The following is an 18,724-nucleotide window of genomic DNA, read 5'->3' on the forward strand; positions in this document are numbered from 1 at the left end:
TGATCGGATGACTGTAGGGGGAAACGGTACCGGGGTTCACTTCAGCAGAGATCGCACATCGCTGTCGCGCGTGTGCAGGAGCAGGATGCCGGTGCCGCTGAACGCGTCGAACAGCTTCTGGTTGGCGACCCGTTGGGAGCCGCGGACCTGCACGGCGTACCAGAGGATGGACCGGGGGCCGACGACGGTCCAGAACGTTTCCCGGACGCCGCCCCAGAGTTCCTCACGGCGTATCCAGCGCCGTACGATACGGCGCAGCAGCCGCGGCCAGGTGACACGCAGCGGCGGATCGGTCCACACCACGCAGTCGGCCCGGTGGGCGAAGGCCTCCACGCTCGCGGCGAAGGCCGGTCTCCAGAAGAGGGCGTCGAGCGTGACGGGCGGGATGCCACGCCGTTCGGCGAGGGCGCGGGCGAGGGTCGACTTGCAGCAGCCGGGACCACCCACGATCCACACCCGTTGGGCCTCCGCAAGGGTCTTCACACGTGGCACAGACACATTCCCTCCAACCAGGCGGCCAGGCCGTCGTCGTCATTGCACGCGGTGAGGGCATCGGCTGCCTCGCGTACGCCCGCGCTCGCGTTCGCTACGGCCACACCGAGGCCCGCGGCGGCGAGCAGGCCCGTGTCGTTGGCGCGTCGCCGACAAGCGACGGCCCGCTCCCAGCCGATGCCGAGGCCGGCGAGGACCGAGGCAATCGCGGACACCTTCTCCGCCTCCGGGGCCGACACCTCCAGCAGTCCCGGCCCCGAAGAGGTCCACCGCACCGCCCCCCCGCACCCCGAGCGGCGGAGGCGGTGTGCACCATCAGGCACAGCACCGGCGAGCCGTCCGGCACGTCATCGACGCGCAGGGCCGTCCCGGCACCGCTCGCCAGGATGTCGGGCCGGCCGGGGCCGATCAGTCGGTCGTGCTCCCGGTCCACGGCCCAGGGGCGCTGCTCGAGCGCCGCGATCGCGGCACGGACGGTGGCGGGTGCCATCGCCCGGATCCGGCGCCACATCCGATCAGGGTTGACGATACGGCCGCCCGCCGTCTCGGTGATCCCCAGCATCCGCCCGTCCACATACGCCGGCACCGCAGAGCGGGCCTGGCTGCGCGAGGTCCTCGGCGAGGACGCCTACGAGCCCTGCGTCGCGCACACCGAGAACGTTCCCCGTACGCTCGAAGAGCCCGCGAGCTGAGAGACGACGGAGGTCCCACGTGCTTGCGTCCTGGTACGACGAACAAGGCCCTGCCACCGCCGTGCTGAGGGTCGGCGAACTCCCTGACCCCGAGCCCGGCCCCGGTGAGGTTCGGGTCCGTGTCACCGTGTCGGGGGTGAATCCCGGGGACACGAAGAAGCGGCGCGGGTGGCTCGGCTCGTCGATGCCGTATCCGCGGGTGATTCCGCACAGCGATGCCGCCGGGGTCGTCGACGCCGTGGGCGACGGTGTCGACGCGCGCAGGGTCGGACAGCGGGTCTGGGTCTACGGCGCCCAGTCGTACCGGCCCTTCGGCACCGCCGCCCAGTACACCGTCGTACCCGAGGACCTGGCCGTTCCCCTGCCCGACCACCTCGGCGACGAACTCGGTGCGAGCCTGGGCATCCCCGGGATCACCGCGCACCGGACCGTGTTCAGCGACGGGCCGGTGGACGGGAGGACCGTGCTGGTGCACGGAGTGCTCGGTGGGGTCGGCTCCCTGGCCGCTCAGCTCGCCCGCTGGGGCGGAGCCACCGTGCTCGCCACGGTCCGCCGCGGCGACGATCTGGACCGCGTCGACCCGGCCGTCGTGTCCCACGCCGTCGCCCTCGACTCCGCCGACCCGGGGACGGCAATCCGCACCTACGCGCCCGAGGGCGTGGACCGCATCATCGAAGTGGCACTCTCCGACAACGCCGACCTGGACACCGCCGTCGCCGCGGCAGACGCGGTCATCGCCGCCTACGCCACCCGCGCCGACCGGACCGAAATCCCCTTCTGGCCGCTGCTGTTCAACAACGTCACCCTGCGTCTGCTCGGCAGCGACGACTTCCCCGCCGAGGCCAGACGCCACGCCGCCCGCGACCTTACCGCCGCGGCCGCCGTGGGCGCCCTCACCGTCGACGTCGGCGACCGCTACCCGCTGGAGAACATCGCCCAAGCCCATGACCGCGTCGACGCCGGCGGCCGGGGCCGGGTGCTGGTGACCATTCCCCAGTGACCGGGCCGCCGTCGGGGGACGGCCGGCGGGACGGCCGGTCGTCAGGCCGTCTTCACCGCCTTCATCGTGAAGTGTGAGGTGACGTTCTTGATCCGCGGGATGGTCATCACGTGCCCGCTGAGGAAGGTCTCGTAGGCGGACAGGTCCGCGACCGCCACGCGCACGAAGTAGTCCGGGCTGCCGAACAGCCTTCTCAGCTCGATGACCTCCTCGGCCCGCGCCATGGTCTGCTCGAAGCGCTCGACCGTCTCCGCGTCCTGGGCTTCGAGGCTGAGGTCGATGAGCACCTCGAAGGAGCGGCCCACGGCGACGGGGTCGATGACGGCCCGGTAACCGCGGATGACGCCGTCGGCCTCCAGGCGCTGCACGCGCCGCAGGCACGGCCCGGTCGTGAGCCCGACCCGCTGCGCCAGCTCGACGTTGGTCAGCCGTCCGTCCCGCTCCAGCTCGGCAATAATTGCCAGATCAATCGCATCCACGACAGAAGATTGCACCCCAGACGGCCAGGCAAGCAATCTTTGCAACCACATGTCGCGCGTTTTCCGGGACGATCAACACATGCACCACGACGTTCCGCCCCGCGCGGCCACACCGGAGGCCGCCCCGGTCGCGGCTCGGGCTCCCGCCGACCGGCGCCGCCTGATCACCCTCGGAGTCCGCGACTCCTTCTCCGCAGGCCTCGGGATCTTCCCCCTGGGCATCGCTCTCGGCCTGCTGATCATGCAGGCCGGCCTCCCGTGGTGGCTCGCCCCCGCCCTGTCCCTGGCCGCGTTCGCCGGCTCCCTGGAACTGCTGCTCGTCGGCATGATGGCCACCGTCACCCCGCTCGCCGCGGTCGCGCTGACCGTCCTCGTGGTCAACTTCCGGCACGTCTTCTACGCCTTCTCCTTCCCCCTCCACCTGGTCAAGCACCCGGTCGCGAAGGCGTACGCCGTCTACGCCATGATCGACGAGGCATACGCCGTCAACGCCTCCCTGCCCGAGGCGGAACGCTCGGCACCCCGACTGCTGGCGATGCAGATCGCGTGCGAGACCTACTGGGTCGGCGGCGGTCTGGTCGGGGTCGCTCTCGGCGCCGCGCTGCCCGCGCCGATCAAGGGCCTGGAGTTCGCCCTGTGCGCCCTGTTCACCGTGCTCACCCTGGACGCCTTCCGCTCCCGCGACGAACTCCCCTCGGTCCTGCTCGCCGGTGCCGGCGCCACGCTCGCACTCGTACTGACGCCGGGCCTCGCCCTGTTCACCGCACTGCTGCTGTTCGTCGGCCTGCTCCTGGTGCGCCACACACTCACCACTCGCCGACCCGCCCAGGAGACCTCCGATGCCTAGCACCTCGTATCTCATCGCCGTCCTGGCGATCGTCTTCAGCATCACGCTCGCCCTGCGCGCCCTGCCGTTCGCGGTACTGCGCACCCTGCGCGGCTCGGCGATGGTGCGGCAGCTGTCGGTGTGGATGCCGGTCGGCATCCTGGCGATCCTCGCCGTGACGGCCCTGCACGGCACGATCACGCACGACCCGGACGGAACGGGGTACGCACTGCTCGCGGTCGCCGTCACCGCCGGCGTCCACCTGGCCTTCGGCCGCCGCACGATCCTGAGCGTGGGCATCGGCACCGCCCTCTACGTCGTCCTGCTCAATACTCTGTGATCAGCACCGCGAACCGCCCGAGGAGAAACGTCCGTTGAACACCGGCACCCCGGCCCCCGACAGCTACTACGAGCGCATCGACGAGCACCGCTACAAGCCGACGGTCCACACGGGCGGGGCATGGGACCCCGACGAACAGCACTTCAGCCCGCTCGGCGGCCTCGTCGTCCACGCCATCGAACGCCACCTGGCCACGCTGGCGGACACCGACCTGGTGCCGGCCCGGATCAGCTACGACATCCTGGGCCGTCTCGCCCTGGACGAGTGCGAGATCCGGGTGGAGACCATCCGCCCCGGCCGCACCATCGAGTTGATCGAAGCCGCCGTGCTCATCGCCGACCGGCCCGTGGTCCGTGCCCGTGCCTGGCTCCTCGCCACCGTCGACACCTCCGCCGTCGCCGCCGGCCCCGACGACCGGCTCACCCCTCCCCAGGCGCTCACCCCGTGGCCGATGGCCTCGGTGTGGCCCGGCGGATACATCGCCTCCCTGGACGTCCGCCCGCTCGCACCACCGCGGCCGGGCCGTACGACCGCCTGGATCTCCACCCGCCACGCCCTCGTCGCCGGCGAGCCCAGCAGCACGCTCGCGTCCTACCTCGCCCTCGTCGACACCGCCAACGGCATCGCCGTACGACAGCCGCCCACCGCCTGGATGTACCCCAACGTCGACCTGACGGTCCACCTCCATCGCCAACCCGAAGGCCACTGGACCGGCCTGGACACCACGGTCACCTTCGGCCCCACCGGCCAAGGCCTCACCAGCACCGTCCTGCACGACCTCAACGGCCCTGTCGGACACGCACAACAGATCCTCACCGTCCGCCCCGTACCGGACCGGTGATCACGGACGAGCGAGGTCGGGGCGGCTACTTGTCGATCTGGAGTACCGCCATCATCCCCGCGTCCTCATGGTTGAGGATGTGGCAGTGCAGGACCGTCTTGCCCGGATAGTCGAGGAACCGGATACGGATGACCATGTTTCCGCGAGGCGGGACGTCGACGGTGTCCCGCAGGCCGTAGTTGGCCTGCGGCTTGCCGTTGATGCTCATCACCTGGAAGTCGTTGGTGTGGATGTGGAACGAGTGGACCTCGTCGCTGTCGTTCTTGATCGTCCACTCTTCGACGGTGTTGAGCTTGGACCGGTAGTCGATGCGGTTGTGGTCGAACTGCTTGTGGTTGATGTAGAAGAGCGTGCCCGCCTTGTTCTCCGTGAAGATGACCGTCTTGCGTCCCGCGACGGCCTCCTTCGCGAGGTCGTCCACCGGGGCGAAGGCTGTGGGCAGGGCCGCGGCTCGCATCGGTTCGCCCTCGGACTGGACCGTGGCCAGTGTCGCCAGGGGGAACTGGTTTCCGGCCTTGCCGGAGTTGTACGGCAGGGTCCGAAGTTCCGACACACCGGCCTTCGGGCCCTGTACGAGCACGTCGTAGCGGGCACCGGCCGGGATGACCAAGGTGTCGACGGAATAGACCCTGTTCACCGGGTAGCCGTCCTGGGCGATGATGTGGAACTTGGTGCCCGGCAGCGTCACTTTGTAGAAGATGTTGGCCCCGATGTTCGCGAGCCGCCACAGCTGGGTCTCGCCGGGCCTGATCCGGATCCGCGGGTTGAGCTGTCCGTTGACGGTGCGTGTCGTGGGTGAACCGATCTTGAGATTCGTGGTTTTGATCTGGTCGCCCACGAGTTGGAAGTCCTTGAGCGCGACGACGTGTTCTGTGATCCCGCGGAGCGGCGCGGGCAGATACGCGTCGAGGCCGTCGACCACGATCAGGCCGGCCATGCCGCCGGCGGTCTGGGCGGCGGAGAGCGGGTGCGGGTGCGGGTGGTACCAATACGTTCCCGGCTCCAGGCTCTTGGGGAAGGTGTACTCGTAGGTGAACGTCTTCCCTGGCTCGACCTTGAGGAAGATGTTGTCCGCATTGCCGGCGGGTGACACGTGCATGCCATGGACGTGCAGATTCGTCTGATGGTCGAGCTTGTTCTCGAAGGAGATCTCCATCCGGTCCCCCGGCCGCAGACGCAGCGTGGGCGGCATGTACATCCCGTTGTACGTCAGGGCCCACAGATCGCGGCCTGCCAGGCGCACCTTCTTGCGTTCGACGACGATCCTGGTCCTGAGCAGTCCGTTCGCGCTCACGATCTGCGGGGGGTCGCGCAGCTCCTCCGTCGCCCGCTCGGTGAGGGCCGGCGACGGGGACGGGGACGGGGACACGCTCCGCGGGGGAACCGTCGACATTTCCGGATGGCCGAGTCCGCTCGTCTCGGTATGCGTGGTGCACTTCGCAGCCAGTGCGAGTGCGGCAAGTACGGATCCGATGACGGTCAGGGTGCGACGGGCATGTGCGGACAAGCTGGACTCCCATGCACTGCACATAGGGAAAACGGGCGGCCGTGAGCTGCCATCATGCATCGGGAAATCAGGCGAAATCGGTCACGACCCCAAGGAACGGGGAGGGCATCACCTTGATGAGCGAGCCCGTTCCACAACGCCCCGGCCCCTCCCCGGTGGAACCGGTCATCCGGCGCGGCCACAACCCGTACGCCACGGAGTCAATCTGCTCCTTGTCAGATACAGCTGCCACCGTTCGATCCCGCGGTCGCACGAGGCCGCCTTGACCTGCTCCGCCGGCCCAGCGGCGGGCGGCACCCGGAACCGGCCGGTGCGGCCGACGAACACGCGCAGCACCGCCATCTGCGAGGGAATCAACTCCACGAGTGGGCGCCCGGGCGCCCAGCCGTGCCCGGCCGCCTGCCTCACGGACTGGACCGCATGGTCAGGCGGTCAGCTCCGTCTGGGCCGCGGCCGCGGTCATGGGGGCGTGGCGGATGTACCACTCAGTGGCGAACAGCCGCTCCCGTACGTCCGGCGGAAGACTGGCGATCACCCCCGGCAGGGCTCCCCGCTCGACCTCGGAGCGGTGCGCGAGTACGGCGGCGATCTTCTGCTTCATCCAGGGGCCGACATCAACAGTCGCGGTGACCTGTTCGTCCGGAACGCTGTACACCGCCTTGCGTGCACCGATCACGTCTCTCAGCGCCGACAAGGCCGAGTGCGGGTGCGTGGCCAGGTAGAGGGCACGCGGCTGCCAGGGGGCACCAGTATCCGGGTAGAGCTGCCCAAGGCCTGCCGCTTGGGCAGCGAGCATGGTCACCCGATGGGTGTGGACGTGATCTGGGTGACCGGGCAGCCCACCGTAGGCGTCATGGGTGACCATGATGTCCGGTCGGAATTCCCGGATGTGCGCCACCAGCCGCTGCACCGCCTCGTCGAGTGGCGCATCGCAGAACCGTACGCCGCCCGGGGCCGAGTTCGGTACACGCGCATCGGCATAGCCGAGCATCCGCGGCTTGCCGGCGCCAAGGATCCGCAGCGCCTCGGTCAACTCCGCGGCCCGCGGGGTGTCCGCGGCCCAGGTCGCCGTGACGACTGCGGTGCGCGCGCCCGCAGCCGCGTGCCGGGCGAGCACTCCGCCGGCCGACAATGACTCGTCGTCCGGGTGCGCGAAGACCGCGAGCAGGCTCGGCACGGGCATGGACGGACCGCCTTCCAGCGCGAAGGAAGCCCGATCGTACGTTCTCAGGTCGGCGCGCTGCTGACCTCCGGCCGGCCGTTTTCAAAGTGCTTGGCCATCGTGATGCGCGTGGCCGAGGCGACGAGGCCTCAGCGATCCGGGACAGGCGGGTCGATGGTGTCCGGGTCCGCCTGCCACCACGGCGCCGATGTGACGTCCTCGATGATCTGCCGCCAGCCTTTCGTGTGGTGGCCTCCCGTAGGGGCTGTGTCGTCAAGCCAGATCTCTGTGCCCACGGGGAGATCTGGGGCTTCGCGGTTGCCGCCGATGGTGAGGGTGAATTCCGGGTCCGATGGGCTGCTGTGGCTGTAGTGGACGCCGCCCCGGCTCCATGCCTCGATGGCGAACCCGGCCAGCGGTGCCTGCCATGTCCCTTCGCCCGGGAAGAGGAGCAGAAGCCTGTCGCCCGGCATGGGTACGTCCAGGTCTTTCACCCGTGACGCCAGCTCCTTGATCCGCACGGTGGGTTTGACCTGGAGGCCGAAGCCAGTGCGATGCGAGCTCTCCACGGTGAGCAGGTAGTAGGGCACGACAGATCTCCCGGGGCGACAGGTTCGTGCGTACGACGGGCGTATCTGACCACGTTGCGGTACTCGCGTTCAACGTCGCCAGAGCCACTCGTCGATGCCGGCGACGGTGACTGTGGCTTCGTAGGGGACGGCGAGTTCGTCGTCCCTCGCGGCCACTGCCCGATGGCGCTTGAGGCGATCGATCCCGCACTCCACCGCATGACGTTCCTTGTAGTCACTCTTGTCGAACTTCGGCGGTCGGCCGCCGCGGGAACCGAGCTTCTTGCGGTTGCGGACCTGATCACTTTTCTCCGGGATGGTGCGAGAGCGGCTTCTGTCACTGTTCAACCGCTAGGTGGAGCTTGGTGGTTGAACCACCCCGGGAGCGGCCGAGCCCGTGGTCGGCCGGCTCGGCGTCGATGCCGCCGACCGGCTCGCGTGATCGGTCGCGGAAGACCGCGGGTGCGCGTGATCCGCTGAACTGCCCGCCCACGCGAAGTACTTGACGATTACGTGTACACGACGAAGAATGATCGCACTCTGCGCTTGACAACGTTGTCTAGGCTTCGAGGAGGCGTTCCCGCCCATGGGATGGACTCAACGGCTGCGCGATGCGGGGATGGTGGTGGCGACCACCATCCTCCTCGGCGGCTCCCTCGCGGTTCCGGCGGCTCGGGCGGCCGTCCCGCCGAGCGCCCCGCTCACCGATCTGGTCAACCCGTTCATCGGAACGGAGAACGAAGGCAACACCTACCCCGGCGCAGCCGTGCCCTTCGGCATGGTGCAGTTCTCGCCGGACACCGGTCACAACACCGGCTACGACTACTCCCAGAATCACATCCGCGGCTTCTCCCTCGTCCACCTCTCGGGCGTCGGCTGCGGCCTGGGCGGCGACCTGCCCGTGCTGCCGACCACGGGCGACGTCACCGAGACGGACTACGCCAAGTACGAGGCGGAGTTCAGCCACGACAGCGAGCGGGCGAGCCCCGGCTCGTACCGGGTCGACCTGAAGACCGGCATCGAGGCCGAGCTGACCGCGACCGCCCGGACCGGGGTGCAGCGCTACACCTTCCCGGCCACGGACAAGGCCAACGTCCTGCTCAACGCGGGCCAGTCACTGCACAGGACGATCTCCACCAAGGTCGAGATCCTCGACAACCGCACGGTGCGCACCGCCATCACCGGCAGCGGCTTCTGCCAGGACACCAAGCCGTACACCGTCTACACGGTCACCCGCTTCGACCGCCCGTTCACCACTTCGGGCACCTGGAACGGCGATACCGTCACCGAGGGTTCCAAGGAATCCGTGAGCGCGGGACGCAACGGCGCCTTCGTCCGCTTCGACACGACCAAGGACCGGACGGTCGAAGCGACCACCGCGCTCTCGTACGTGGACGCCCACGGCGCCGCCCTCAACCTCCGCTCCGAGGGGGGCCGTTCGTTCGACGCCGTCCGGAGCCAGGCGCACCGCACGTGGGAGGACCGGCTCGACGACGTACGCGCCCAGGGCGGCGGTGACACCCTGCGCCGCACGTTCTACTCATCGCTCTACCGGTCGTTCCTCGCGCCCAACATCGGCAGCGACGCCGACGGTCGCTACACCGGCTGGGACCAGCGGGTCCACCGCGCACAGGGCTTCACCTACTACCAGAACTGGTCGCTGTGGGACACCTACCGCACCCAGTCGCAGCTCCTCTCCCTGCTCGCGCCGCGTGAGGCCAGGGACATGGCGATCTCCGTCATCAAGATCGACGAAGACAGCGGCTGGCTGCCCAAGTGGGGCTACGGCACGGTCGAGACGAACATCATGACCGGCGATCCGGTCACCCCGTTCCTGACCAACGCCTACCAGCAGGGCCTGCTCAAGGGATACGAGGAGCGGGCCTACCGCGCCCTGAAGAAGAATGCCGACGGGGTGCCGCCCGCCGATTCGCCCGCGGTGGGCCGCGAGGCCAACAGGGAGTACATCGCGAACGGCTTCGCGCCCTACGTCAAGGACCGCCCGCACGCGAAGCCCGGCGACTCGGACTACGACCACGGAGCCTCCGCGACCCTGGAGTACGCCCTGTCGGACGCCATGCTCGGTGCGATGGCGCGGGATCTGGGCCACGACGCGGACGCCGCACGCTATGCCGCACGGTCCCAGAACTACCGGAAGATCTACGACGGTTCGACCGGCTTCTTCCGCGCGCGGGATGCCTCCGGCGCCTTCACCGGACCGGCGGACCCGGCCCTGAGCGAGGGTTTCCACGAGGGCACGTCCTGGCAGTACCAGTGGCTCGTGCCGCAGGACCTGCCGGGCATGGTCGACCTGATCGGCGGCAAGCCGACGGCCAACGACCGGCTCGACTCGTTCTTCGCGTACGAGCAGCTTCTGAAGGACCCGGCGAAGACCGCACGAGAGGTGTGGGTCAACGGCCCGTACGACTACTACAACGCGGACAAGTACAACCCGCAGAACGAGCCCGACCTGATCGCCCCGTACACGTATCTGTCGACCGGTCAGCCATGGAAGACGACCGATGTGGTGCACGCCGCGCTGACCTTGTTCACGGACGCGCCGACCGGCATGACCGGCAACGACGACCTCGACACGATGTCCGCCTGGAACGTGCTCTCGTCCATCGGGATCTTCCCGGTGCAGCCCGGATACGACACCTGGGGCCTGTCGACGCCCGTCTTCGAGCGGGTCGATCTGACACTCGACCGGCGCTACTACCCGCGGGGCACCCTGACCGTGACGGCGACGGGCACCTCGGACCGTGACCGGTACATCCAGTCGGCGAGGGTCGACGGTTCCTCCTACAGCCGTACGTATCTGACGACCGAGTCGCTCCGAGGGCTGCGGTCGCTCGCCTTCACCGTCGGCGCCGAACCGTCCGGCTGGGGGACGTCCACCGACGCCGCCCCGCCCGCCCTGGGACCCACCACACCCCTGACGTGACGAGACGCGGTCGCGGCAATCGCCCATGCGCCGGTCAACGGATGCGCATGGCGGGCGCCGCGGCCGTCACTCGACGACCGGCACGGATGGAGCACCCGGTGGCATGTTGAACGGTGTGACCACCTGGATGGCCGAGGGCAGCGACGGTCCGTCGTCGGGGAGTGCCTTGTGGGCGCGCATGATGATCTGGCAGGCGCGGCGCATGTCCTGGCGCAGGTCATGGTGGAGGACCGCGGACAGACGGCGCTCGCGCAGCAGGCGGGTGTTGTCGTGGTCGAGGTCGTGGGCGATGAACGCCTCGCACTCCCGCCCGAGCGCGTCGAAGGCGTCGAGGGTGGCGAGGTTGCCCCCGCCCGCGGAGTAGACGGCGATGATGTCCTCGTCCCGCTTGAGCGCCTCCAGGACGAGATCGTGCTGGGTGGCGTCCAGGCCGTCGCTGTCGGTGACCTCCACCAGGGATCGTCTGGGTTCGGCGAGGCGCATCGCGCTGCGGAAGCCCATCTCGCGTTCCTCCTCGCCTCGGAAGGAGCCCCGGCTGATGGTGGTGAGCACGTTGCCGGGCCGCTTGCCCAGCCACTGCCCGAGGAGGTAGGCGGCGGTGGCGCCGGCCGCGCGGTTGTCGATACCGACGTACGCCAGGCGTGCGCTGTGAGGCAGGTCGGTCACCAGGGTGACGACGGGGATGCCGGCCGCGACCAGCCTGCCGACCGCGGCCGCGATCTCCGGCTCGTCGGGGGCCTTGAGGATCACGCCCTGCGTACCACGCTTCGCGATCTTGTCCAGGGTTCCGATCAGTTCGGCGGGAGGGCAGGTCTCGCGGAAGTGGAAGCGCGAGCGCACGAGAGCGGGATGCAGGGAGGGCAGTTCGGCTTCGAGTGCGTCCCGTACCGCGGTGGAGAACCGCTCCGGGGTCTGCATCACGATGTCGATCATGAAGGTGCGGCCCCCGAGCCGGACCTGGCTCTGCTGGCGGTCGAGGTCCTTGATGGCTTCGTGCACCTCCCTGATGGTGCTCTCCGTCACGTTGCCCCGCTGATTGAGGACGCGGTCGACCGTGGCCGTGCTCAGTCCGGCCTGACGGGCGATTTCCCTGATCGGATAGCGGTGTCGCATGACTGATCCCAAATGCCGATGATGGATTTTTGATGCACTGATAAGCATTGAATGATGGGTTCGGGTTCTCAAGACTGGCAGAAATACACGGACTGCGAAAGGACCCGGATGTCTCCCATAGCCGCAGGAGCGCGGACTTGGTTGACCGAGGCGGACTGCGATCTCGACGTGTTCCGCTCGCTCGTGGAGCGGCGCACCGACCCCGCCGACCACCCCTCGGCCGAGCGGATCGAGCAGAACGTCCCGCTCTACGACAGCGATCGGCTCCGCTCTCTGGCGACCTCCCCGCAGGGCCGTCGGAGCGTGCAGGACGAGCTGATCAGGGCTCTGTTGGACGGGCCCGGCATCGTGGTCCTCAAGGGCGCCTTCCCGGACGCGGCCGTCGTGGACCGGGCCTCCGACGCCTTCCGCGCACTGATCGAGGAGGAGCGCGCGAGCGGCGCGGCCCACGGCGACCACTTCGCCAAGCCCGGTGCGAACGACCGCGTCTGGAACGCCCTGGACAAGGTGGCCGTACGGGCGCCCGAGGCGTTCGCCGACTACTACGCCAACGACATCCTGGAGTTGATCGCCGAGGCCTGGCTCGGCCCCGCCTACCAGGTCACCTCACAGGTCAACGTGGTCAACCCGGGCGGCGCGGCGCAGAACGTCCACCGCGACTACCACCTCGGCTTCCTCTCCCGGGAACAGGCCGCGACCTACCCGGCGCACGTCCACCGGCTCTCTCCGGTGCTGACCCTGCAGGGCGCGGTGGCCCACTGCGACATGCCCGTCGAGTCCGGCCCGACGCTGTACCTGCCGCATTCGCAGAAGTTCGAGCCCGGCTATCTCGCCTGGCGACTCCCTCAGTTCGTCGAGTACTTCGACGCCCACCACGTCCAACTCCCCCTGGAGAAGGGCGACGCGGTCTTCTTCAACCCGGCGCTCTTCCACGCCGCCGGGCACAACCGTTCGGCCGACATCAGGCGCATGGCCAATCTGCTGCAGATCTCCTCCGCCTTCGGCCGCGCCATGGAGACGGTGGACCGCGAGGCGATGGCGAACGCGTTGTTCCCGGTGCTGCTGCGCCGCAAGTGCGAGGGGGTCTCGGAGGACTGGCTGCGCCGCGTGATCGTGGCCACCGCCGAGGGCTACCCCTTCCCCACCAACCTCGACCTCGACCCGCCGGTGGACGGTCTCGCCCCGCCCTCCCAGGCGGACACCCTCTGGCAGGCCGTGGCCGAGGAATGGGACCCGGAGCGGCTGCGCCAGGAACTGCAGGCCGCAGCCAAGCGCCGCCAGGGCTGAAAGGGACACAGCACTCTCATGGGACTGCTTGAGGACAGAGTCGTCCTCGTCAACGGCGGCGGCCAGGGCGTCGGCGCGGACATGGGCGCGCGCTTCGTGCGCGCGGGCCTCTCCGATCCGGCGCAGGCGCGCGACAGAGCAGAAGGAGCACGATTCCGATGCGTATAGGCATCATGGGGCTGGGCCGCATCGGCGCCTTCCATGCGGAGACCCTCGCCGGGCTGGAGGCGGTGGACTCGCTGGTGGTCACCGACCCGGTGTCGCCGCACACCGTCTTCATGGACCGCTTCGCCGAGGCGTGCACGCTGTCGCTCCGTGAACACCGGCCCGTACGACTCGACGAGGTGCGCAAGTGATGACGGACGAACCCCTGCGGATCGGCGTCCTGGGCGCGGCCCGGATCGCCGAGCTGTCGATCGTGGGACCGGCCCGGGCGACCGGCCACCGCCTCGTCGCGGTGGCCGCCCGCGACCGCGACCGGGCCGAGGCCTTCGCCGCCACGCACGGCGTGGAGCGGGTGGTCGGCTCCTACGCCGAGCTCGTCGCCGACCCGGAGATCGAGGTCGTCTACAACCCGTTGGCCAACAGCCTGCACGGGCCGTGGAATCTGGCCGCCCTCCAGGCCGGCAAGCACGTCCTGACCGAGAAGCCGTCCGCGAGCAACGCAGCCGAGGCGGTGGAGGTCCACGAGGCCGTCGCCAAGGCGGGCACGGTGTTCATGGAGGGCTTCCACTACCTGTTCCACCCGGTCACCCGGCGCCTGCACGAACTGCTGAACAGCGGGGAGTTGGGCGAGCTCAGGCACGTCGAGACCATGGTCGCCATGCCCGCGCCACCGGACAGCGATGTGCGGTGGTCGCTCCCGCTGGCGGGCGGCGCGCTGATGGACCTCGGGTGCTACAGCCTGCACGCCCAGCGCATGCTCGCGCCCTGGGCAGGTGGGGCGCCCCGGCTGGTCGCCGCGCGCGGCGGTGAGAAGGCGGAGGCCGCGGGGGTCGACGAGTGGCTGGACGCCGATCTGGAGTTCCCGGGCGGCGCCACGGGCAGCGCCCGCTGTCACATGGCCCACCAGACATGGCAGATGAGCTGCCGCGTCGTGGGCTCACGCGGCGAAGCCACAGCGGTGAACTTCGTACAGCCCCATCTGGACGACCGGGTCGTCGTACGTACAGCCGCCGGTGAGCGCACCGAGGAACTCGGCCGCCGGTCCTCGTACACCTACCAGCTCGAGGCCTTCGCCGCCCACCTGCGGCGCGGTGTGCCGCCGGCGCTCGACGCCGACGACGCGCTCACCACGATGCGGCTCATCGACGATTCCTACCGGGCGGCCGGGTTCCCGGTACGGCCACGTACGGTCCTTCCGGCCACGGCATAGCGAAGAGCGAACGGGAGAGGGCGGTACCGGACCGGTACCGCCCTCTCCCGTTCTCTGTACGGCCTACCGGTAGAAGGCAGGCCGCTCGATCAGCTCGACCTCGACGCGTCGCCCCTCCCGCTGGGAGAGCACACCCGCCTCGCACACGGCCGCGGCCGCGTAGCCGTCCCAGACGCTGGGGCCGGTGATCTCGCCGCGTCGGGTCGCGTCCACCCAGCCCTGGACCTCACGGTCGTACGCGTCCTCGAAGCGCTCGACGTAGTCCGGTGTGATGCGTCCGCCCCAGCGGCCGTCGGTACTCAGCCGCGGCCCGTGCTCGTCACCGATGCGTACGGTGCCCCGCTCGCAGACCGCCTCGGCCTGCACCTGATAGCCGTAGCCACAGTGACCGAAGATCTCGACGTCGACCAGGGCACCCAACTCCGTCTCGAAGAGCACGAATTGAGGGTCGTTCATACCGACCGGCGCGTGTGACGTCGGGGCCGGCTTGTGCACGGTGACCGCTGTGATCTCCTGGTCGAGAAGCCAGCGTGTCACGTCCATCTCGTGCACCACCGAGTCGTTGATGAGCATCTCGTTGGTGAACCACGGCGGCATGGACAGGTTCCGGTGCCGATGGTGCAGCATCAGTGCCCTGCCCAGCTCCCCGCCGTCGAGGAGCCGCTTCAGCTTCATGTACTCGGTGTCGTACCGCCGCATGAAGCCCACTTGGATACGCCGGTGCCCGAGCCGCTGCTCCGCCGTCAGGACGCGAAGGGCGGAAGCCGCGTCGGGGGTGAGCGGCTTCTCGCACAACACCGGCAGGTCACGGCCGAGGGCTTCGAGCAGGGCCGCCTCATGGGCGGGCCCCGGGGAAGCGATGAGGACGGCGTCCACGTCCTGTGCTGCCATGGCCGCCGCGGGTTCGGTGTACGCCGTGCAGCCCTCGATGGCGTCCGCGAGGGTCTTCGCCCGTTCCGCCTCGATGTCGACGACGGCTGTCACGCGTGCCCCGCTGACGACGTCATGGAGTCTGCGCACATGATCCGCGCCCATCTTGCCGGTGCCGACGACGGCAACACCCAGTGTTCGCTGAGGTGGCATGTTCGTGATGTCTCCGTTGCTGGTGAGGGTCAGTTGGCCTGGAGGGCTCCGACTTGAAGGGCGTCCTCTTCGGGCCGAGCCAACAGCCCGAAGGTCAGCGGCCGTTCAGAGGTTCGCCCGTCCTTCCGCGGGGCCGGCGGAGCCGGCGACGGGGAGCCCGTCGCCGGTGCCGTTGTCCGGGTCACGGTCGTCACCGGGTTCCCTTCGCGGCGAAGTCGGCGATCTTGTCGACGTTGGACTGGTCGACGAAGGCCGGCCCGGTCAGCACGGGTGCCTCACCGCCTCCGCTGTAGTTGCCGTTCGTCTTGTAGAGCCACAGGGAGTCGACCGACAAGTACCCCTGGAGGTAGGGCTGCTGGTCGATGGCCCACTGGATCTTGCCCGACTTGATAGCGCCGACCGCGTCCTTGTTGAGGTCGAACGTGGCGAGCTTGGTCTTGGTGCCGGCATCGGCGATGGACTGAATGGCGGTCATCGCGAACGGAGCGCCGAGCGTCGTCACGTAGTCGATGGAGCTGTCCTGCCTGAGCTTGGCGGTGATCGTCGACTTCACCGACGGCATGTCCGTGCCGTTGACGTAGAGGATGTCGGTCTTGCCTTCGAACGTCTTCTTCACGCCCGCACAGCGGGCCTCCAGGGCCACCTGCCCCTGTTCCATGATCACGCAGACGGTGTGCTTGGCCCCGGCCTCGTTGAGCCTGCGACCGAATGCCTCGCCGGCGATGCTCTCGTCCTGGCCGAAGTACTCGAGCAGACCCTGCCCCTTCCAGTCCCGCACGCCGGTGTTGAAGCCGACGACGGGGATACCGGCCTGCTCGGCCTTGGCGACCACGGCCTTCATGGCGTCCGGCTTGGCGAGTGTGACAGCGATGCCGTCGACCTTCTGGTCGATGGCGTTCTGAACCAGGTTCGACTGGTTGGGGCCGCTGGGGTCGCTGGAGTAGATCAGCTTGACGTTGTCCTTGGCCGCGGCGGCCTCGGCACCCTTGCGAATCGTGTCCCAGAAAGTGTCACCAGGGGCGGCGTGAGTGATCATCGCGACCGTCATACGGGGGGTGCCGGCCTTGCCGGCCGAGACAGCGTTCCCGCTCTCTTCGGCCTGCTTGCCTCCGGAGCTGCTGGAGCATCCGGCCACAAACAGTGCGGCGGCGGCTGCCACTGCGACGACGGGGACGATTCTGCGGGAGCGGGGGTGGGAGGAACGGTCCATCTTTCCGGCACCTCACTGTGCTACAGGGAAAAGGGAGAAGCGGCTGACCAGGCGAACATTGCGAATCACATACCGTTGACACGGCTGTTGCCCATGACGAGATAGAACCGTCACACCATCCCGAGGTCAACGTTTGCAATGACATCATTTATCCATCACGGCAAAATGCCGGAACAATTGCTGACACTGCTTGCGCGTGACCTCCAGACCTGAAATATCCACTGCGTTCCCCTGAAATGGGCGAGAGGTCCGGCGCCGCGCCGACAGATGGAAACAGGGGTGGTGGGGACGACCGTGGTTTCGTCCCCACCACCCCTGCGGCATCTATTTCACCAACTCCGCGGCAGACCGGTACGCCGCCGCGGCAGCCTCCCGCACCGGCAGCCCACGGTGCGTGTCGGAGAGGATCTCCACACCCCAGGGGCCGCGCCAGCCGGCCGCACGGAGCGCGGCGATGATCCCCGGGAGGTCGAAAGAGCCCTCTCCGCACAGGCGACGGCGATGGACGGTGTCCTCGAAAAGAGTGCCGACGACCTGGCTGTCGGCGTCGTTGAGCTCCACGCCCACGATCCGCGACCCGGGTACGTCCGCCAGGTCGGCGGGTGGGGTGTGGGCACGCTCGGTGTGCCAGACGTCGATGATGAGACCGCCCGCCGGGTGACCGGCGGCCTCGACGAGCCGTAGTCCGTCGTGCACGGTCCTGAGGTTGGACCAGGGCAGGGGCTCGACCCCGAGCCGGGCACCCACCCCCTCGGCCTGCGCCGCCAGCGTGGCGAACTCCTTGGCCCAGACGTCGAGGTCCCAGGGCTCGTCGCCCACGTCGGGGCCGATCTTGAAGGTGCGTGCGCCGAGCGCCTCGATGGCCCTCAGCATTCCGCCGCGGACGGCGTCCGACGCGGCTCGCCGGGGTCCGTCGGCCCACCAGTCGGTCAGCAGCTCCAACTCGATGTGGCTGATGCCGTGGTCCTCGAAGAGAGACCGGATGCCGGTGAGCCCGTACTCTCGCTCGGCCTCCACCAGGTCCGCGTACAGCAGCCCGAAGGCGGTGAATCCGGCGTCGCGCGCCGCTTCCACCCGTTCCCGCAGGTTCAGCGGACTGCGCTGGTCCTCCTGATCGGGAGCGGCGTCGCCCGCCGTGGTCCAACAAGTGGCCAGAAATTCGTCAGCGGTCATTTCTGTTTCCTGGATCCCTCATGTTCGGAAAAGACGCCGGCGTGCAACGAATGGCAATCAAAAGAAGAGGCGGAAAGAGCGAGCAGCAAGTCGCCCCGATATTCTTTGATGCCCCGCACACGCCAGTCAATCCCTCAGAAGACATCAAAAACGCATCAGGCCCGTATACGGCTGCGCGACACCGCGCAGCACCGCGCGCAGATGCTCGGCACTGGCCCACACATCCTCGACCGGCCCCTTTGCCTTGGGCTCCTCGGTCAGGATGGTGTCCTGTTCCAGGACCTACCAGCCGTCGTACCCGCGCGCGCTGCGGTGGATGACGATGGCCTGGACATCCACGTCTCCCGCGCCCGGTCGAGGTTGGAGAGCAGCAGCCTCCAGCCGTCGGCGTCGAGTTCGGGGCGGGAGTCGTAGCCGTCCTGGCCGGTGACGGCCGACAGGACGAGGACCTCGGCCTTCGAGGCGGCGTGGCTCTCCAGGAGCTGTTCGGCCTCGGGCAGCGGATCGTGTCCGGGCACGTGCAGCAGCAGCGGGGTGAAGCCGCCGACCGCGGGGAGGTCGTGGTGGGCGAGAACCTGGGCCATGGCGTCCGGCCACGAACCCGCGGGCCCGCGGACCTGGGACGCGGCCG

General features: G+C 68.9%; 20 protein-coding genes and 2 pseudogenes. 10 read left to right on the plus strand and 12 right to left on the minus strand.

Features of this window, described 5'->3' with window-relative positions:
• Nucleotides 1-36 precede the first annotated feature (36 nt).
• Complete coding sequence (locus ACFZDJ_RS19025; RefSeq protein WP_391060270.1) at nt 37-498, minus strand: hypothetical protein; 462 nt, start codon at nt 496-498, stop codon at nt 37-39.
• Nucleotides 480-767: an HAD hydrolase family protein gene (locus ACFZDJ_RS19030; protein ID WP_391060272.1), complete on the minus strand. Its 288-nt coding sequence runs from the start codon at nt 765-767 to the stop codon at nt 480-482. Before ACFZDJ_RS19030 ends, ACFZDJ_RS19025 begins: the two co-directional genes overlap by 19 nt.
• Nucleotides 768-1,013: 246 nt before the next feature.
• Between ACFZDJ_RS19030 and ACFZDJ_RS19035 the strand changes: the two genes are divergently transcribed.
• Together ACFZDJ_RS19035 and ACFZDJ_RS19040 are read left to right on the plus strand one after the other, a co-directional pair.
• Nucleotides 1,014-1,184: a hypothetical protein gene (locus tag ACFZDJ_RS19035; RefSeq protein ID WP_391060274.1), complete on the plus strand. Its 171-nt coding sequence runs from the start codon at nt 1,014-1,016 to the stop codon at nt 1,182-1,184.
• Nucleotides 1,185-1,203: 19 nt separating this feature from the next.
• Nucleotides 1,204-2,184: an alcohol dehydrogenase catalytic domain-containing protein gene (locus ACFZDJ_RS19040; RefSeq protein WP_391060276.1), complete on the plus strand. Its 981-nt coding sequence runs from the start codon at nt 1,204-1,206 to the stop codon at nt 2,182-2,184.
• Between the two features lie 41 nt (nt 2,185-2,225).
• Here ACFZDJ_RS19040 and ACFZDJ_RS19045 read toward each other — a convergent pair whose 3' ends face one another.
• Nucleotides 2,226-2,663, minus strand: coding sequence for an Lrp/AsnC family transcriptional regulator (locus ACFZDJ_RS19045; protein WP_168514160.1), 438 nt, complete (start codon nt 2,661-2,663; stop codon nt 2,226-2,228).
• Between the two features lie 79 nt (nt 2,664-2,742).
• Between ACFZDJ_RS19045 and ACFZDJ_RS19050 the strand changes: the two genes are divergently transcribed.
• From ACFZDJ_RS19050 to ACFZDJ_RS19060, 3 genes are read left to right on the plus strand one after another with little or no spacing between them, the layout of a single operon-like run.
• Nucleotides 2,743-3,510 (plus strand): AzlC family ABC transporter permease, encoded by a 768-nt coding sequence (locus tag ACFZDJ_RS19050; protein WP_391060278.1) that lies wholly within the window; start codon nt 2,743-2,745, stop codon nt 3,508-3,510.
• The gene (locus ACFZDJ_RS19055; RefSeq protein WP_390935254.1) at nt 3,503-3,829 is read left to right on the plus strand and encodes an AzlD domain-containing protein; all 327 of its coding nucleotides are present in this window, start codon (nt 3,503-3,505) and stop codon (nt 3,827-3,829) included. The genes ACFZDJ_RS19050 and ACFZDJ_RS19055 overlap by 8 nt, the downstream gene beginning before the upstream one ends.
• A gap of 34 nt (nt 3,830-3,863) precedes the next feature.
• Nucleotides 3,864-4,670: an acyl-CoA thioesterase domain-containing protein gene (locus tag ACFZDJ_RS19060; RefSeq protein ID WP_391060280.1), complete on the plus strand. Its 807-nt coding sequence runs from the start codon at nt 3,864-3,866 to the stop codon at nt 4,668-4,670.
• 25 nt (nt 4,671-4,695) lie between these two features.
• Here ACFZDJ_RS19060 and ACFZDJ_RS19065 read toward each other — a convergent pair whose 3' ends face one another.
• The 4 genes from ACFZDJ_RS19065 to ACFZDJ_RS19080 all read right to left on the minus strand — a co-directional run bounded on the left by ACFZDJ_RS19065 (nt 4,696) and on the right by ACFZDJ_RS19080 (nt 8,256).
• Nucleotides 4,696-6,177 carry a multicopper oxidase domain-containing protein gene (locus ACFZDJ_RS19065; protein ID WP_391060282.1) on the minus strand — a complete coding sequence of 494 codons (1,482 nt, stop codon included), beginning with the start codon at nt 6,175-6,177 and terminating at the stop codon, nt 4,696-4,698.
• Between the two features lie 424 nt (nt 6,178-6,601).
• On the minus strand, nt 6,602-7,360 hold the full coding sequence (locus tag ACFZDJ_RS19070) for a PIG-L family deacetylase (RefSeq protein WP_391060284.1): 759 nt from the start codon (nt 7,358-7,360) through the stop codon (nt 6,602-6,604).
• A 128-nt stretch (nt 7,361-7,488) separates the two neighbouring features.
• Nucleotides 7,489-7,929 carry a hypothetical protein gene (locus ACFZDJ_RS19075; RefSeq protein ID WP_391060286.1) on the minus strand — a complete coding sequence of 147 codons (441 nt, stop codon included), beginning with the start codon at nt 7,927-7,929 and terminating at the stop codon, nt 7,489-7,491.
• A 69-nt stretch (nt 7,930-7,998) separates the two neighbouring features.
• A complete protein-coding gene (locus ACFZDJ_RS19080) occupies nt 7,999-8,256 on the minus strand; it encodes a hypothetical protein (protein WP_391060288.1) in 258 nt (85 codons plus the stop codon).
• Between the two features lie 238 nt (nt 8,257-8,494).
• Between ACFZDJ_RS19080 and ACFZDJ_RS19085 the strand changes: the two genes are divergently transcribed.
• Nucleotides 8,495-10,852: a GH92 family glycosyl hydrolase gene (locus tag ACFZDJ_RS19085; protein WP_391060290.1), complete on the plus strand. Its 2,358-nt coding sequence runs from the start codon at nt 8,495-8,497 to the stop codon at nt 10,850-10,852.
• 66 nt (nt 10,853-10,918) lie between these two features.
• Here ACFZDJ_RS19085 and ACFZDJ_RS19090 read toward each other — a convergent pair whose 3' ends face one another.
• The gene (locus ACFZDJ_RS19090; protein ID WP_391060292.1) at nt 10,919-11,965 is read right to left on the minus strand and encodes a substrate-binding domain-containing protein; all 1,047 of its coding nucleotides are present in this window, start codon (nt 11,963-11,965) and stop codon (nt 10,919-10,921) included.
• Nucleotides 11,966-12,073: 108 nt separating this feature from the next.
• Here ACFZDJ_RS19090 and ACFZDJ_RS19095 point away from each other — a divergent pair, with 108 nt between their 5' ends.
• From ACFZDJ_RS19095 to ACFZDJ_RS19110, 4 genes and pseudogenes are all read left to right on the plus strand, one after another.
• Nucleotides 12,074-13,252 carry a phytanoyl-CoA dioxygenase family protein gene (locus tag ACFZDJ_RS19095; protein ID WP_391060294.1) on the plus strand — a complete coding sequence of 393 codons (1,179 nt, stop codon included), beginning with the start codon at nt 12,074-12,076 and terminating at the stop codon, nt 13,250-13,252.
• Between the two features lie 18 nt (nt 13,253-13,270).
• Nucleotides 13,271-13,360 (plus strand): annotated as a pseudogene (locus ACFZDJ_RS19100) (short-chain dehydrogenase); the annotation flags it as partial.
• 50 nt (nt 13,361-13,410) lie between these two features.
• Nucleotides 13,411-13,509 (plus strand): annotated as a pseudogene (locus ACFZDJ_RS19105) (dehydrogenase); the annotation flags it as partial.
• Between the two features lie 98 nt (nt 13,510-13,607).
• Nucleotides 13,608-14,627: a Gfo/Idh/MocA family oxidoreductase gene (locus tag ACFZDJ_RS19110; protein WP_391060297.1), complete on the plus strand. Its 1,020-nt coding sequence runs from the start codon at nt 13,608-13,610 to the stop codon at nt 14,625-14,627.
• Nucleotides 14,628-14,690: 63 nt separating this feature from the next.
• Here ACFZDJ_RS19110 and ACFZDJ_RS19115 read toward each other — a convergent pair whose 3' ends face one another.
• The 4 genes from ACFZDJ_RS19115 to ACFZDJ_RS19130 form a co-directional block, all read right to left on the minus strand.
• Nucleotides 14,691-15,710 carry a Gfo/Idh/MocA family oxidoreductase gene (locus ACFZDJ_RS19115; protein ID WP_390935234.1) on the minus strand — a complete coding sequence of 340 codons (1,020 nt, stop codon included), beginning with the start codon at nt 15,708-15,710 and terminating at the stop codon, nt 14,691-14,693.
• A 190-nt stretch (nt 15,711-15,900) separates the two neighbouring features.
• On the minus strand, nt 15,901-16,920 hold the full coding sequence (locus ACFZDJ_RS19120; protein ID WP_390935232.1) for a substrate-binding domain-containing protein: 1,020 nt from the start codon (nt 16,918-16,920) through the stop codon (nt 15,901-15,903).
• Between the two features lie 324 nt (nt 16,921-17,244).
• Nucleotides 17,245-18,093 (minus strand): TIM barrel protein, encoded by an 849-nt coding sequence (locus tag ACFZDJ_RS19125; RefSeq protein WP_391060299.1) that lies wholly within the window; start codon nt 18,091-18,093, stop codon nt 17,245-17,247.
• A 257-nt stretch (nt 18,094-18,350) separates the two neighbouring features.
• Nucleotides 18,351-18,677, minus strand: a complete 327-nt coding sequence (locus tag ACFZDJ_RS19130; RefSeq protein ID WP_391060301.1) for a hypothetical protein — start codon at nt 18,675-18,677, stop codon at nt 18,351-18,353.
• Nucleotides 18,678-18,724 lie beyond the last annotated feature (47 nt).

Origin of the sequence: Streptomyces sp. NPDC007896 (assembly GCF_042959425.1) — a bacterium.
GTDB lineage: Bacteria > Actinomycetota > Actinomycetes > Streptomycetales > Streptomycetaceae > Streptomyces.

What these genes read in the sequence shown, in the direction of transcription:
- ACFZDJ_RS19070 (WP_391060284.1), bottom strand. Translation starts at nt 7,360, where the DNA reads ATGCCCGTGCCGAGCCTGCTCGCGGTCTTCGCGCACCCGGACGACGAG.
- ACFZDJ_RS19120 (WP_390935232.1), bottom strand. Translation starts at nt 16,920, where the DNA reads ATGGACCGTTCCTCCCACCCCCGCTCCCGCAGAATCGTCCCCGTCGTC.
- ACFZDJ_RS19110 (WP_391060297.1), top strand. Translation starts at nt 13,608, where the DNA reads ATGACGGACGAACCCCTGCGGATCGGCGTCCTGGGCGCGGCCCGGATC.
- ACFZDJ_RS19050 (WP_391060278.1), top strand. Translation starts at nt 2,743, where the DNA reads ATGCACCACGACGTTCCGCCCCGCGCGGCCACACCGGAGGCCGCCCCG.
- ACFZDJ_RS19085 (WP_391060290.1), top strand. Translation starts at nt 8,495, where the DNA reads ATGGGATGGACTCAACGGCTGCGCGATGCGGGGATGGTGGTGGCGACC.
- ACFZDJ_RS19090 (WP_391060292.1), bottom strand. Translation starts at nt 11,965, where the DNA reads ATGCGACACCGCTATCCGATCAGGGAAATCGCCCGTCAGGCCGGACTG.
- ACFZDJ_RS19125 (WP_391060299.1), bottom strand. Translation starts at nt 18,093, where the DNA reads ATGACCGCTGACGAATTTCTGGCCACTTGTTGGACCACGGCGGGCGAC.
- ACFZDJ_RS19055 (WP_390935254.1), top strand. Translation starts at nt 3,503, where the DNA reads ATGCCTAGCACCTCGTATCTCATCGCCGTCCTGGCGATCGTCTTCAGC.
- ACFZDJ_RS19115 (WP_390935234.1), bottom strand. Translation starts at nt 15,710, where the DNA reads ATGCCACCTCAGCGAACACTGGGTGTTGCCGTCGTCGGCACCGGCAAG.
- ACFZDJ_RS19130 (WP_391060301.1), bottom strand. Translation starts at nt 18,677, where the DNA reads ATGGCCCAGGTTCTCGCCCACCACGACCTCCCCGCGGTCGGCGGCTTC.
- ACFZDJ_RS19095 (WP_391060294.1), top strand. Translation starts at nt 12,074, where the DNA reads ATGTCTCCCATAGCCGCAGGAGCGCGGACTTGGTTGACCGAGGCGGAC.